The sequence below is a fragment of the Acinetobacter sp. 197 genome (assembly GCF_048148385.1).
In the GTDB taxonomy this organism is placed as follows: domain Bacteria; phylum Pseudomonadota; class Gammaproteobacteria; order Pseudomonadales; family Moraxellaceae; genus Acinetobacter; species Acinetobacter pecorum.
This window is the reverse complement of sequence record NZ_JAYWZK010000022.1, coordinates 1-14,690: the sequence shown is the minus strand read 5'-3', so window position 1 is coordinate 14,690 and position 14,690 is coordinate 1. Positions and strand designations below refer to the sequence as shown.

Below are 14,690 nucleotides of genomic sequence, written 5' to 3'. Positions count from 1 at the left end.
ACCCATGTGAGAGTAAGTCATCGCCAGCTCATTATTCAAAACACCCCCGGTCTAAAGGCCGGGGGTGTTTTTTTATGTTCTAAAAATGAACCGTCTGATAGGTGATTTGACCCCTACAGACTATAAATTAAGAATTCATTTTGTATGTTTTTAAACAAAACTATGTTATAAAAAATAAAACGGCATAAAAATTGCTTATAAAACGAGATTTTTGATTAAGGGGGTCACAATGAGATTATCAGTGGGCATAAAAATTGCGAACTCGCTGTCATTAACTCCACAATTACAGCAAGCAATACGGTTATTGCAGCTTTCAAGTCTGGAGCTAGAACAGGAAGTTCAGTTGCAACTTGATAGCAATCCTCTGTTAGAAAAAGTTGAAGAACAAATTACCCTTGAAAGCCTGTCTACTATTGAATCTGATAATGAACATAATGATCTAACCAATGAACTTAATGCTAATCATCTGCCTGATGATTTACCAGTAGATACAGATTGGGATGATGTTTATACGCATCAGCCTACGAGCCTTGGGGCGGCCGAATTCGAAGAGCGGGAAGATAATCGTCAAGGACACCAGACTCTACAGGAGTATATGCTGGAGCAAATCAATCTATTGAATTTTTCCCAAGTGGATAAATTGATTGCTTATTGCATTATTGACTCCTTGGATGATAAAGGCTTTCTAGATGCAGATTTGAGTGAAATTACGGCTTCGGTACAACACCTTTTATCTTCTATGGACTTTGAAGAAGAAATTGAAGATGATGAAGTGGCAGTCGTTTTAAAACATATCCAGCGTTTAGATCCGGTGGGTGTAGGTTCTAGAAGCTTGGCAGAATGTCTCCTGGTTCAACTTGATAATTTGCCCGCATCAACGCCTTGTCGAAATGATGCGATTAAACTTCTGCAACATTATGAATTATTGATTACTAATGAACTTCCTAAGCTGATAAAGCAAACTGGACTCAATCAAGAACAGTTGCGCTGTGCAGTAGATCTGCTAAAAACACTGAAACCGCACCCGGGACTGGAATTCGAAAATAAGGAATCAGATTATCAGGTACCCGATGTTGTCGTGATGAAAAAGGATAACTGTTGGCAGGTCAATTTAAACTCGGATATCCTGCCAAAGTTACGTATCAACTCGTTCTATGCCAAGATGATTCGTCGTGCCGATCAAAGTGACGATAATCAGTATTTACGTAATCAAATGCTGGAAGCAAAAAACTTTATTAAAAGTATTGATGAACGCCATAAAACCTTATTGAAAGTTGCAACCTGTATTGTAGAACATCAAAAAATGTTCTTGGAAATCGGCGCGGAAGGCATGAAACCTCTCGTGTTAAGAGATATTGCCGAAGAAGTCGAATTGCATGAATCGACAGTTTCACGTGTGACTACTAATAAATATATGCTAACCCCACGAGGCTTATTTGAACTGAAATATTTCTTCTCGAGTCATGTGGGTACCACCTCAGGAGGTGAGGCCTCTTCTACTGCCATTCGTGCCAAAATCAAAAAACTGGTTTCTGAAGAAAATGCCCGCAAACCTTTGTCGGATAATGCGATCGCCACTATTTTGAAAGATGAAGGTATTGATGTGGCACGACGTACGGTAGCTAAATATCGTGAATCGTTACATATTCCTTCATCTTCTGAGCGAAAAGTCTTGATCTGAAATTTGAAATCTGGCTATTCTAGAGATTCATTATGACAGCATAATGAATCTTCTTTCTTTTGAGTGACAGCAAAAATGATTTGATTCAGGACTTGAAATGGGAATATATATTTTATAAGTTACTGTATTTAAGTTGTTTTATATTGTGACTCTTCTAATCCTAACGAAGGTGAGGGATAGAACTATGCAAATAACAATTCGTGGACATCATTTATCTATTACGCCAGCAATTGAAGAAAGTATAAAAAGCAAATTTTCACAAATGACGAAACATCTGGACCAGGTGAATAGTATGCAAGTGAAACTCTCCAAAGATCATCAAATCGATAAACCCTCCAGAAAGGGCAGTAGTAATCATATCGCAGAGGCTATTATCCGATTACCAGGCATTGAATTTTTTGCACACGCCACCGCAGATGATATGTATACATCGATTAAAATATTAGCAGAAAAACTTAAACGGCAAATTGATCGATACCGGGAAATACATTTACAGCAGCATGCTTTAGTCCTATAAAGGACAAATGATAAAAAAGAGGTTTTAAAAGCCTCTTTTTTTTATAGATATAATGTAGGGATTCGTGAATTATTTTTGCTATTTATAGTAAAATGGCTCGTTTTACACCCTTAGTCCTATTAGAGGTCTTGTGATGAATAATGAACAGCTCACTGAAATTTTAAAAGCCGCTTTTCCCGAGGCGGATGTTGCTGTGAGTGGTCAGGGCGGAAAATTTGATCTCCGTATTGTAGATGATCAATTTGAAGGTAAGCGTCCAGTTGCACGCCAACAAGCTGTTTATGCTCCTCTCAATGCCCATATTGCCAGTGGTGCAGTTCACGCAGTGACAATTCGAGCAATGACAAAAGAAGAATGGCGCAAAGCAAGCTTATTTGGAGCTTAATCATTTAATGGATAAATTTTTAATTCAGGGCGGTATTAAGCTCGAAGGTGAAGTGCGTATTTCTGGTGCAAAGAATGCAGCACTTCCATTATTGGCGGCAATGATTCTGGCTGACACTCCTATTAAGCTTAGAAATGTGCCTAATCTGAAAGATGTCAATACGCTGGTGCAGCTCATTGCAGGTCTTGGGATTACCATGACTTATGAAGGCGATACAGTTGTTGCTGATACCTCTACTTTAGATAACCAGTTTGCACCATATGAACTCGTAAAAACCATGCGTGCTTCGATTTTGGTGCTCGGTCCATTGCTAGCGCGCTATGGTAGTGCAAAAGTGTCACTTCCAGGTGGTTGTGCCATTGGTTCCCGTCCAGTGGATCAGCATTTAAAAGCCTTGGAAGCTTTGGGTGCCGAGATTGAAGTGGAAGCCGGTTATGTACATGCCAAAGTCGATGGTCGCCTGAAAGGTGGCGAAGTGGTCTTTGATATGGTGACTGTCGGCGGTACTGAAAATATTCTGATGGCTGCAGTGTTAGCAGATGGCATCACCACAATTCGCAATGCTGCACGTGAACCTGAAATCACCGATCTTGCAAAAATGCTTATTAAAATGGGTGCCAAGATTGAAGGTCTAGACACTGATACCTTGGTGGTGACTGGGGTTGAGAGCTTACACGGCTGTGAATACTCAGTGGTTGCAGACCGTATTGAAACCGGTTCCTATTTAGCTGCAGCTGCAATCACGGGTGGTAAGATCAAAACCACACATACAGATCCAACTCTGATGGAAGCTGTGCTGGAAAAGTTTGAAGAAATGGGTGCAGAAGTCACCCGTGGCGATGACTGGATTGAACTGGATATGATGGGTAAACGTCCGAAAGCAGTGAGCTTCCGTACCTTGCCACATCCAGATTTCCCAACAGATATGCAAGCTCAGATTATGGCGGTGAATGCCATTGGCCATGGGTTTGCGACAATTTCAGAAACCATTTTTGAAAATCGATTTATGCATGTACCTGAATTGGCACGAATGGGCGCAAATATTCAGGTGGAAGGTAATGATGCAGTCGTAACAGGTGTGGATAAACTTTCTGCAGCACCCGTGATGGCGACAGATTTACGTGCTTCATTCTCTTTGGTATTGGCAGCACTTGCCGCTGAAGGTGAAACATTGATTGACCGTATTTATCATATTGACCGCGGTTATGAAAATATTGAAGCGAAGTTACAAGGTTTAGGTGCCCAAATTAAGCGAGTAAGTTAATGAGCGATATGAGAAACGATGATCCAAACTTTGACGTAATGGGCAATTTTGATCATGGTTTAACTTTGGCATTGAGTAAAGGACGTATCTTGAAAGAAACGTTACCTTTACTTGAAACAGCTGGTATTAATCTTTTAGAAGATCCAGATAAATCGCGCAAGTTAATTTTCCCCACTACGCATAAACAGGTACGTATTTTAATTTTACGTGCCTCTGATGTACCGACCTATGTGGAAAATGGTGCGGCAGATATTGGTGTTGCGGGTAAAGATGTACTCATGGAACATGGCGCGCAAAATGTCTATGAACCACTCGACTTAAAAATTGCTGTTTGTAAACTGATGACGGCAGGGAAAGTGGGGATGGAGCGTCCGAAAGGTCGTCTGAAAATTGCCACCAAATACGTCAACTTAACCCGTCAATACTATGCCAGCCTGGGCGAGCAAGTGGATGTGATCAAGCTGTATGGCTCAATGGAACTCGCACCACTGGTTGGTCTGGGTGATTACATCGTCGATGTAGTCGATACCGGTAATACTTTGCGTGCCAATGGCCTGGAGCCACTTGAAGAAATCTGTAAGGTATCTTCACGTTTGATCGTCAATAAAGCCAGCTTTAAGCGTAAGCAGGCATTATTAAATCCGATTTTGGCTCAACTGGAACAAGCGGTTGAAGCACGTGAGCAAGCGAAAAAAGCATAATTTATGCTGAACACAAAAACCGTCCTTAATAGGGCGGTTTTTTTATGCCTGCAAATTTAAAAATTATTCTTGGATTGAAATACAATATGATTGGACCTGAAACAGTTGATTTGAATCATTAAAATTATAGACATCGCATGCAGAAATATGAGTCGTCTGATTTGCATGATGAAAATACGCTTCACCCTGAATAATCACGTGATGGCCAGCTTGATGAATCGATTGAATCTGAAATTCATGGGGTGTGAGCTTAAAATAGTGTTCAATAGACTGGCAATGTTTCAGGACTTGCTCAATTCCTGAGAGCCGTTGTTCGCCAACGATTTCCCATACGAGGTCTTCTGAAAAATAGGATTGGATTTGACTAAACTGCCCGGTGGAAAAGCATTGGGCTATATCTGTAAGCATCATCAAAATTCGCCTATTCTTTTAATTTTTGAAATTATTCTAGCCTGAAAGTAAGGCACTCAATCATTTACCGAGGCGCTTAAAATTAAATTTTCATTAAACCCTATCTTAAGCTGGAGGATTGTTGCCCACAAAATATAGGAAACAAGGTAAACTAAAGCCTCCCTTTATTTTCATTGTGGATAAATTGATGCGACGTTTATCGACTCAAGATCAGAACTTTAAACAAGTCTTTGCTGATTTGTTGGCTTTTGAAACTGTGAGTGACCCCGAACTTTTAAAAACCGTAGATCAAATCATCGCTGATGTTCGTCAGCATGGCGATGCTCATGTTCTTAAACTCACCCAACAGTTCGATCGACATCCAGCGCATCAATTCTCAGAGCTTGAGCTGACCCAGGAACAATTGAAAGCAGCATTTGATGGTCTAAGCACGGCAGTCCGGGAAGCGCTTGAACTTGCAGCGAATCGTATTCGGGAATTCCACCAAGCACAAAAGCAAGATGGCTGGACTTATGTCGATGCCTTGGGCAATACGCTAGGTCAAAAAGTGACCCCACTGGATTGTGTGGGGATCTATGTACCCGGTGGTTTGGCGTCTTATCCATCTTCTGTGTTGATGAATGCCGTGCCAGCACATGTGGCGGGGGTGCCGGAAATTATCATGGTGGTGCCTGCACCTAATGGTGAACTCAATCCATTGGTATTGGCCGCTGCCTATTTAGCCGGTGTGACACGCGTATTTACGATTGGTGGTGCACAAGCCGTGGCAGCCTTGGCTTATGGTACAGAAACCATTCCATCAGTCGATAAAATCACAGGTCCGGGTAACCGTTTCGTGGCTGCTGCGAAGCGAGCCGTGTTCGGTCAAGTCGGGATTGATATGATCGCTGGACCCTCTGAAATTCTGGTCTATGCCGAAGGTCAGAACAATGCCAAATGGCTGGCAATGGATTTATTGTCACAAGCCGAGCATGATACGGTGGCACAGGCGGTATTTATCACACCGGATGAGCAGTTGTTGAATGATGTGGCCGATGCCATTGAAGAGCATTTGCAAGCCTTGCCAAAAGCAGATATCGCGCGAACATCGATTGAAAATCGTGGTGCATTGGTATTGGTGAAAGATCGTGCAGAAGGTGTAGAGCTCATTAACCAGGTTGCGCCTGAACACTTAATGTTATGCTTGGATGAAGCAGTCGAAATGGCCGAAGAAATTCGCCATGCCGGTGCGATCTTTATGGGGCGTTATACCCCGGAAGCGATTGGTGATTACTGTGCCGGTCCGAACCATGTACTGCCAACCTCAGGTACAGCACGTTTCTCATCACCGCTAGGCGTTTATGATTTCCAAAAGCGTTCAAGCTTGATCATGTGTTCGGAAGAGGGTGTGAAAACCTTAGCAAAAACAGCAGATATTTTGGCGCAACAAGAGAATCTGGATGCCCATGCGCGCTCTGCACGTTATCGTTATCAGTGATTAAAAAATATTAAGACCTCTCCCTAACCCTCTCCTGAAAGGAAAGGGAACTTACATCGAAAAAATTATATGTAAGGAATTGGAGATTCTTCTCCCTGAATGAGCTTTAAGCACTGCTTTAAAGTGAAATCCAAGAGAGGTTAGGAAGAGGGTAAATAAGAGAATGAAGATGTCAAATATCACTATAGAACAAATGCGTTTTTGGAGTCCTGATGTACGTGAGTTAGAACCGTATACCCCAGGGGAACAGCCAAAAATCCAAAATTTACTGAAACTCAATACCAACGAAAACCCATATCCGCCGTCACCCAAAGTGGTAGAAGCGGTACAAAAGGTTTTGGCGAATGGTGCAGATGTATTGCGTTTATATCCTGATCCTGATGCATCTGAACTAAAACAGGCGATCGCTAAACAGCAAAAAGTTGCTGTTGAAAATGTCTTTGTTGGAAATGGCTCGGACGAAGTTTTAGCGCATATTTTTAAAGCCTTTTTCATTCAAGAATTACCGCTTTTATATCCAGATATTACCTACAGTTTCTATCCAGTTTATAGTCAGTTCTTTGGTGTCAAAACCAAAGTCTTGCCACTCAATGATGATTTTGAAATTGTAGTGGATGACTATAAGCAGCCAAATGGCGGAATTATCATTACCAATCCAAATGCGCCAACCAGTATTGCATTGGGCTTGTCTGCAATTGAAGAAATTCTTCAAGCCAATCCCAACTCGGTGGTGGTCATTGATGAAGCCTATGTGGACTTTGGTGCCGAATCAGCAGTAAGTTTGGTTAAAAAGTATGACAACCTTGTAGTTTGCCAAACTACGTCTAAATCACGTTCATTGGCAGGTTTGCGTGTTGGTTTTGCAATCGCGCAACCACATTTAATTGCTGCACTTGAAGCGGTAAAAAACAGCTTCAACTCCTATCCAATGGATCGTTTTGCAATTGCTGCTGCGGTGGCTTCTTTTGAGGATCAAGCATACTTTGAAACGCAAAATGCTAAAGTAATTGCGAGTCGCGAAATGCTAGTTGCTCAACTGAGTGAACTTGGTTTTAAAGTCTTACCATCGAGTGCCAACTTTATTTTTGCCTCATTGCCATCTAAGGAGGCAGGCGAACTTGCAACTGAATTACGTGAACATGGCATCATCGTGCGTTATTTTAATAAACCACGGATAAATCAGTTCCTGCGTATCACCATTGGTACGGATGAACAGAATCAGCGTTTGGTAGATACCTTGAAAAACGAGATTTTAGTTTAATCTCTCCCTTGCGAAGCGGTGCTTCTCATCTTTAGAAAAGAAGGACTTTCCTGATTTTACTGAATTAGAGGATTCCCTCCTTTGGTGAAGAAGGGTTAGGGTGGATTCAAAATAAAAAAGCGATTCAATTGAATCGCTTTTTTCATTTATTCAGGCTCATACCAGGTATTGAGTAAATTCAGCATGGCTTCAACTTTATCAAAACATTCCTGATATTCTGCATCACTGTCAGATGCAATGGTAATGCCACCACCAGCCCATAAAGACACTTCCTCCTGATACTTCTGAATAGAGCGAATCAGAATATTCCAGGAGCCTGTACCATCAAAATTAAAATACCCCATTGAGCCACAATAAGCCCCACGCGGTGCACCTTCGAGTTCTTCAATAATTTGCATGGCACGAATTTTAGGTGCACCCGTAATTGAACCGCCTGGCAGTGCAGACATTAAAACCTCAAAAGGATTCACATTTTCCTTTAGAGTTGCCTCAACTTCACTCACCATATGATGCACTTGATTGAAGCTTTCAATGTTAAACAGCTTGGGTGTTTTGACAGTACCTGTTTCCGCATAAACACTTAAATCATTACGTAATAAATCCACAATCATGACATTTTCTGCCTGATCTTTTTCCGATGCTTTTAAGGTTTGTCTAGATTGCTCGTCTAGCACAGGGTCGCTATAGCGTGGCATGGTGCCTTTAATCGGCTTGGTAATGATTTTTCGATCTGCTTCAAAATCAATAAATAACTCGGGTGAGCAGCTGAGTAATTCAAAATCACCAATGCGCAAATAACCCGCATAGGGTGCTTCGGTAAGTGACCAGAAGGCTTGGGCAGTCGCTAAGAGGGAGCCTTGGGCACGACCTGAAAATTCTTGAGTCAAGTTAATCTGATAACAGTCACCTGCAACAATATAATCCTGAATCTCCTGAAAAGCCTGAGTGTAAACAGATTTTGTCCAGCGTGCAGTACAAGGGCTTTTTAACTGAAATGTTGGATAACTTAAATCTCGTTCAAGCAAGCCTTGGATATGATTGAAAATTTTCTCGGCCTGCGAGTCGTGACTATAGAACATCCAGCCTTCAGAACTTGGCTTAATGTAGGACGAGAACTGACCAATGAATAAACCGGGTTGGGGACGGTCTGGATAATGAATATATTGCTGAGCTGCGTAATCATAGCCAATAAAGCCGACATAACCTCCAGAAAATCCATGCTTTTGAGGGTTTTTTGATCCACCAATTTCTAGATTGAATTCGGATGGAACAGCTTGATATTGTTCAATCTCTGTTCTTTTAAAACACTGGGTTTCTGAGGTCTGGGCAATAAAATATTCCTGAGCACAACAGGCAATGAAAGGCTGACCATTATTATTTAAATACACCAGATGATCCAATGTCTTCAATGCGGACAATAGATCTGCAACTAGTGGCGATTCAAAGTTTAAGGGACGATGATAGAGAGCTTCGGTCATTCAGTTATGGGGAGTTCGGGATGACTTACTATTTTATATCAAGAAGACGGGAAAATATTTTTAAATCATGAAATACCGTTTATCGGTAAGCGACAGATTGCGACCAACGACAGTTGATCAAAAACTGACTCGACGTTAATTTAAGTGGGCTAGCAAATTACTCAAGGAAAGATGTTTAAGCTGTCAGAAAATAAAAAATACAGCCTCAACACTGAGTAATTCACAATCAAAAAAAATAGTACTCTTGGGAGAGTAAACAATGAAGAAATTCACAAAATTAGTTCTAGCGACTTCAGTTGCATTTAGTGCCAATGCGATGGCGATGCAGGCAATGGATGAGGCATCTCTAAGCGAAACAACGGGTCAGGAAGGTATCTCGATTGGTATCGGTATTTCAAAAATTGAAATTGAAAAACTCTATATTCATGATAATGATGGTTATTCTGGAGCTGGTGGTACAGGTGCAGCAGGTGCGATTGTTATTGAAGCAAATGGTAAAGGTGCAACAGCTGCTCACGGTGTAGTAGTTGGTGCTAACTATGATAATAATGGTGCATATTTATTGCCTACACGTAACCTCGCTGACTTGAAAATTGACTCTGATGCTGGTGGTGGGAATCCATTCATTAATATTGCAGCAGCAGTATCTGGTTTAGATATTCATATTGGTCAAATTGGTGTTGTGGCATCTGGTGATGAACCAGCTGCAGATGCAACGTCTATTCGTCGTGGTGGTCAAGGTACGACAAATGCAATTTTATCTGGTTTGTCAATTAAAACAGGTCCAATGTCTGCAAACATTCAATTAGGTGCAGCACCTCAAGGCGCAATGATTAAATTAAATGCAAATATGATCGGTGGTCTGGAAATTAAAGACCTAGGCATCTTGGATAATTCAACGAAAACTGATACTCGTGCTGCAGGTGAAATCTTCATTGAAAGTATCAAACTAACAGATGCAAACTCTAGAGATCTTGCGTTAAATCAGTCTATTAGCGTATTTGGTGAGGAAGCGGCATCTAAAGGCTATATCCGTATTGTTAGCACGAGCGGTGCACATGATAATTATGTGAAAGGTATTCATTTAGGTAGCCGTACTGCTGCATCAATCGGCGATATGGAAATCCAAGGTTTACAAACTTATTTCAGCCCTGCGCTAGGTCAATACGCCCCAGGTGCGATTATTACGATTGCTGGTCACTAATCTTCATTTAAAAAAAGCGCGTGTTTACACGCGCTTTTTTTATGACTGAATCATTTATCCAAAAAATAAAAAAAATGCTGTATTTTTTTGAAAAAGAAGGTATCTTTCTAGTTACAGGGAAGTAGAGTGAATACTCTATAAAAAGAAAAATAGGCATATTATGCCAATCATAAGAAAAGTTAATAATTATGTTAGAGATCGCGTTGGGCTCGGCATTGATGTATTACGCTGCCAAAGAAGCTCTAGATATCAAAAAACAGCCACCGGGCGCTGTTCACTATACTGAAGTCCTTGATTCAAGAAATGATTCTTTTAAACGCATGCACCGCGAAACAGTAGAAATAAAGCCGGCACTGCTGGATCAATTCCAGGGTATTGTACGTCAGGCTTATGACTATAGTTGTGGTTCAGCAGCACTTACTACCTTACTCAACGGTTATGTCGGTACGCAGCTGGATGAGCAGCAAGTCATGAGTGGGCTGATGAAATTCGGTGAAACGGATAAAATTGTTGAACGCCGTAGTTTTTCTCTACTTGATATGAAGCGCTTTGTTTCAGCCTTAGGGTTGGAAAGCGGAGGCTATCGAGGAGAATTCAAGGATTTAGTCAATCAAGATCAGCCTGCCATTGTTCCGATTTCCTATGCGGGCTTTAAGCATTTTGTGGTGTATAAGGGCTATAAAAATGGCCGGGTTTATGTTGCAGATCCAGCACTTGGCAATATCAGTTTTGATGAGCGGCGTTTTCAGGATATTTGGGAAAATAACACCTTGTTCCTGATCAATGTCCCTGAGCAATATCGCAAAAATTTTCTGGCATTAAAAGAATCAGATATGCGCCATGTAGAGGATGCGACAATTAACCGCTATGCCTTGGTCGACATGCAATATCCACAGTTTTATATGGATAAAATTGCTGATAAAGCTTCTACAATCCGTATGGACCGTAATCGTAATACAGAATCAGAAAAGTTTGGGGAGTATCAATATAATTTCCTGAGACTGTATTACAAGAATAAATAAAGTAAAGAAAAACAGTAATAAAAATTAAAATGGTGAAATGGATATGAACAGTAAATGGATGAACAAGACGTTCTTGGCACTGAGCATTCAAATGGTAATGGGCGTTGCATTTGCTGCAGAAGAACCAGCACTAGGTGAATACGAAACGGTTGATGAGGAAGTTGTAGTTGAAACTGCAGCAGTACAGCCTCAAACTGAGCAAGTCGAAACACAGGTTGCAGAAGATGTAGAATTAGGGGGATATGAAGTAGTTGAAGATACTACTGTTAAAACTACAGTACCTGTAGAAGCTCAACCTAAACAGGTCACAGATGCATCTCAGGCTTTACAGCAACAAGAAGGCGATGCAACTCAGGCAACTAATCTCGAAGAAGTATTTACGTCAAATGAACGTCAATATTCACTGATTAAAAAAGGTGATATTTCCTCTTATTACGATATTGATTATACCTACTATCGAGATACCCAACTTGACCTAGAAATGGCTCAGGGACAATTATATCAATTGCGGGTGCAAGAAAATGCAACACATACTCTGACCAATACTTTCACTTTCCAATATGGGGTGAAAGATAATCTGACATTAACTGCATCCCTACCTTTGGTGGCCAAGACCGACTTGCTGAAAGATACCTCGACTGCTGGACTGGGTGATATTAGTATGGGCGCGCGCTGGGAACCTTTCCCATTAAAAGCCGGCCGCCTACCTCTGATTTTATTTGCAAATTTATCTACCAAAACGGGTGAAAGCCCTTACGAAATTAATGCAGCCACGGATCTCGGTATTGGTAAAGGATATTATTCTGCGGGGCTAGGGGCCAGTACGCGTAAATACATTGATCCGGTCGTACTGTTTGCATCAATTTCTGCCAACTATGGGTTTAAAGAATCCGGTCTGAACCAACGTCGTGGTTATCGTATTATTGAAGAATTTGATCCCGGAATTAGTGGGGGGTTTGCATTCGGTTTCGCCTACTCATTTAACTATGATGTTTCGATGACCATGTCCTATCAACAAAGCTTCAATACGGGAGCTGAGTTTAGCTATAACACGGGTGAAAGTTATTCTGCTGCAGATCAGACCAGTGCTACTTTTGCGATTTCATTAGGGGTCAGGGTTTCTCCAGAAACAATTGTAAATGGTACCGTTGGCTTGGGGCTGACTGAAGATGCGCCGGATGTTTCGTTGGGATTGTCATTCCCGCTTGATATTTTAGGTTTTGGTAAAAAAATCAGTTAATAGGGGTGTCGTATGAAAACCATTCGACTTAGCCCGTTATTAACAGGAATCATTCTTGCGGGCTGTTCAAGTTATACTTTTGCGCAACTAGGGGCCAACCTTTCGGTGGATCTGCGCGCATTATCTATGGGAAATGCTGTAACTGCAGATCCTCCAGGGGTTAATGCCATTCACTTTAACCCGGCAGGCCTGACTAAGATTCAGGGCCTGCAAACAGAACAGCAGATTATTGTCGCTAATTTTGATATCCAGCGTGAGTTTTCAGTGCCGGCTGGATATAACGTATTTGGCTATTCTGATGACCCCATGGTTTGTCATGATGGACCGGAAGTTTCATCTGATATATGTACTGATTTTAAAGGCAAGGTCAGTGGTGATGTAGAATACGTCAGTCTTTTTGTGCCTTATCTTAAAAAAATGGTCGATTTGGGCGAAGGCCTTCCTTTGGTTGCGCCGACCATGGGGGCTGCCTACAATCCACCTGGTTCTAAAGCAACCTATGCGACCGCAATTTATGCACCGTTAATGGCCGGGTTTGGTCAGGAAGATGGAAGTCCTGCAAACTTCATGGGTCAGCAGGTTGCCTTGGAGCGGATTACTTATCTGTCTCCATCTGTCGGTTATGAGGTTAACGACCAGCTGTCGATTGGTGCATCTGTCGGGATGTCGTATCAGGCTATTGCGATGAAAACAGACTTGCGTTTTCCAAATGAACTGATCGGCATGCTAAGAATGATCGATGAGGTTGTCTGTACGCCGTTTAAAGAAAATTCTGACATCATTACTGACATTCTTTTACTCGGAATTTGTAATGCTGACGAAGGCATGAATCCATTTGGCAAATTTGGCCAAATGCAGTTGTCGCTCGAGCAAAATTTAAGCCCCAGCTATAACTTGGGTATATTATGGGAACCGCGCGAAGACTTTAGTTTTGGTATGGTTTATCAAAGCGCTGCAAAAATGCGTCTAAAAGGTAAATTCCATATTGATAATGCCAAAGCACCGCAAGAGATGATTAAAGGTTTAATGACCTCGCCTACCGGACAGATTCTGGCTGCAATTCTGGGATTTCCAAATTATATTCCTTCCAGTGAGTCTGGTTTGGTGTCGATGGATTTCGAATATCCAGCCCATTTCCAGGCAGGGATCACCTATAAGGTAATGCCTGATTTACAGGTGAATTTTGATGTCGGCTGGACGGATTATAAGGTTTGGGATAAGTTTAAATTCGAGTTTGATCGTACGCTTTCCGCTTTAAAGATCGCCAAAATCTTGTCTGGAAATGTGACCGATTCTAGTCTGGCTTTACCTATGGGATTTAAGTCACCATGGAACTTCGGTATAGGGATGGAGTATTCGGCAACCGACCGTCTAAAGCTTCGCGCAGGTTATGAGCCACGAACCAGTGCCATTCCAAAGGATAAGCGCAATACTATGGTACCTATTAATGGTGCACAGTTGTTTGGCCTGGGGGTAGGTTATCGTTTTGATGCAGACACTGATCTGGATCTATCGATTGGTTTCTTACGCGGTAAGGATCAGATTCCAGCAAATACCAGTAGTTTAGCTAACCAGACCGGGGTAAATAATTTGCTATTAAACCCATATGCAGGTTTAAACATCAAAACAGATACCAAAATTACCATTTTAGGTTTGAACTATCGCACGCGTTGGTAACAAAGACATGATCAAGACAGGGAAAGTTGGATGGGCAGCGGTACTGGTATTAAATCTGGTACCCTTATCTTTTACTACAAGTGCTAAAGAATTTATTACGATTATTGGTCCGGATGGGCGACCATTAGTTGTACCCGGTAACCCTGCAGAGAAAAAAACTGAAGAAAAATATCCATCCTCTAAAAAAACAGGAACTGTGGTAGCAGTCCAATCCTCCTCGGTGCAGCAAAACTTGGAAAAAATACCAGTCACTGAAAATAGACAAGTGAAGTCTAGGCAGGACCATAATATGGTTGTACAACCAGTACAACCAGTACAACCAGTACAACCAGTACAACCAGTACAACCAGTACAACCAGTACAACCAGTACA

At 41.6% G+C, this 14,690-nt stretch carries 13 protein-coding genes and 1 pseudogene; 12 read left to right on the top strand and 2 right to left on the bottom strand.

Annotation, left to right across the window (positions count from 1 at the left end; genetic code table 11):
- The first annotated feature begins 229 nt into the window (after positions 1-229).
- The 5 genes from VXQ11_RS15185 (at position 230) to hisG (ending at position 4,548) form a co-directional block, all read left to right on the top strand.
- Positions 230-1,681, top strand: coding sequence for an RNA polymerase factor sigma-54 (locus VXQ11_RS15185; protein WP_064097050.1), 1,452 nt, complete (start codon positions 230-232; stop codon positions 1,679-1,681).
- A gap of 184 nt (positions 1,682-1,865) precedes the next feature.
- Positions 1,866-2,198 (top strand): ribosome hibernation-promoting factor, HPF/YfiA family, encoded by a 333-nt coding sequence (gene hpf, locus VXQ11_RS15180; RefSeq protein ID WP_144724234.1) that lies wholly within the window; start codon positions 1,866-1,868, stop codon positions 2,196-2,198.
- Positions 2,199-2,331: 133 nt separating this feature from the next.
- Positions 2,332-2,583: a BolA family iron metabolism protein IbaG gene (ibaG, locus tag VXQ11_RS15175; protein ID WP_004646023.1), complete on the top strand. Its 252-nt coding sequence runs from the start codon at positions 2,332-2,334 to the stop codon at positions 2,581-2,583.
- Positions 2,584-2,590: 7 nt separating this feature from the next.
- Positions 2,591-3,847: a UDP-N-acetylglucosamine 1-carboxyvinyltransferase gene (gene murA / locus VXQ11_RS15170; protein WP_144724235.1), complete on the top strand. Its 1,257-nt coding sequence runs from the start codon at positions 2,591-2,593 to the stop codon at positions 3,845-3,847.
- Positions 3,847-4,548: an ATP phosphoribosyltransferase gene (gene hisG, locus VXQ11_RS15165; protein ID WP_064101829.1), complete on the top strand. Its 702-nt coding sequence runs from the start codon at positions 3,847-3,849 to the stop codon at positions 4,546-4,548. The genes murA and hisG overlap by 1 nt, the downstream gene beginning before the upstream one ends.
- A gap of 63 nt (positions 4,549-4,611) precedes the next feature.
- Here hisG and VXQ11_RS15160 read toward each other — a convergent pair whose 3' ends face one another.
- Positions 4,612-4,959, bottom strand: coding sequence for a nuclear transport factor 2 family protein (locus tag VXQ11_RS15160; RefSeq protein WP_144724236.1), 348 nt, complete (start codon positions 4,957-4,959; stop codon positions 4,612-4,614).
- Between the two features lie 175 nt (positions 4,960-5,134).
- On the opposite strand from VXQ11_RS15160, the gene hisD reads away from it, so the two are divergent.
- Together hisD and hisC are read left to right on the top strand one after the other, a co-directional pair.
- Positions 5,135-6,436 carry a histidinol dehydrogenase gene (gene hisD / locus VXQ11_RS15155; protein ID WP_416706394.1) on the top strand — a complete coding sequence of 434 codons (1,302 nt, stop codon included), beginning with the start codon at positions 5,135-5,137 and terminating at the stop codon, positions 6,434-6,436.
- A 169-nt stretch (positions 6,437-6,605) separates the two neighbouring features.
- Entirely contained in the window at positions 6,606-7,697 is a 1,092-nt protein-coding gene (hisC, locus tag VXQ11_RS15150; RefSeq protein WP_416706393.1) for a histidinol-phosphate transaminase, read from the top strand.
- A 146-nt stretch (positions 7,698-7,843) separates the two neighbouring features.
- On the opposite strand, the gene VXQ11_RS15145 is transcribed toward hisC, so the two are convergent.
- Positions 7,844-9,175: an anthranilate synthase component I family protein gene (locus VXQ11_RS15145; protein WP_416706392.1), complete on the bottom strand. Its 1,332-nt coding sequence runs from the start codon at positions 9,173-9,175 to the stop codon at positions 7,844-7,846.
- 259 nt (positions 9,176-9,434) lie between these two features.
- Here VXQ11_RS15145 and VXQ11_RS15140 point away from each other — a divergent pair, with 259 nt between their 5' ends.
- From VXQ11_RS15140 to VXQ11_RS15120, 5 genes and pseudogenes are all read left to right on the top strand, one after another.
- Positions 9,435-10,379 carry a DUF6160 family protein gene (locus tag VXQ11_RS15140; RefSeq protein WP_064097042.1) on the top strand — a complete coding sequence of 315 codons (945 nt, stop codon included), beginning with the start codon at positions 9,435-9,437 and terminating at the stop codon, positions 10,377-10,379.
- Positions 10,380-10,567: 188 nt separating this feature from the next.
- Positions 10,568-11,401: a C39 family peptidase gene (locus VXQ11_RS15135; RefSeq protein WP_064101824.1), complete on the top strand. Its 834-nt coding sequence runs from the start codon at positions 10,568-10,570 to the stop codon at positions 11,399-11,401.
- Positions 11,402-11,438: 37 nt separating this feature from the next.
- Positions 11,439-12,641: a hypothetical protein gene (locus tag VXQ11_RS15130; RefSeq protein WP_416706391.1), complete on the top strand. Its 1,203-nt coding sequence runs from the start codon at positions 11,439-11,441 to the stop codon at positions 12,639-12,641.
- Positions 12,642-12,653: 12 nt separating this feature from the next.
- Positions 12,654-14,318 (top strand): OmpP1/FadL family transporter, encoded by a 1,665-nt coding sequence (locus tag VXQ11_RS15125; RefSeq protein WP_416682332.1) that lies wholly within the window; start codon positions 12,654-12,656, stop codon positions 14,316-14,318.
- 7 nt (positions 14,319-14,325) lie between these two features.
- Positions 14,326-14,690: pseudogene (locus VXQ11_RS15120) on the top strand (hypothetical protein); the annotation flags it as partial.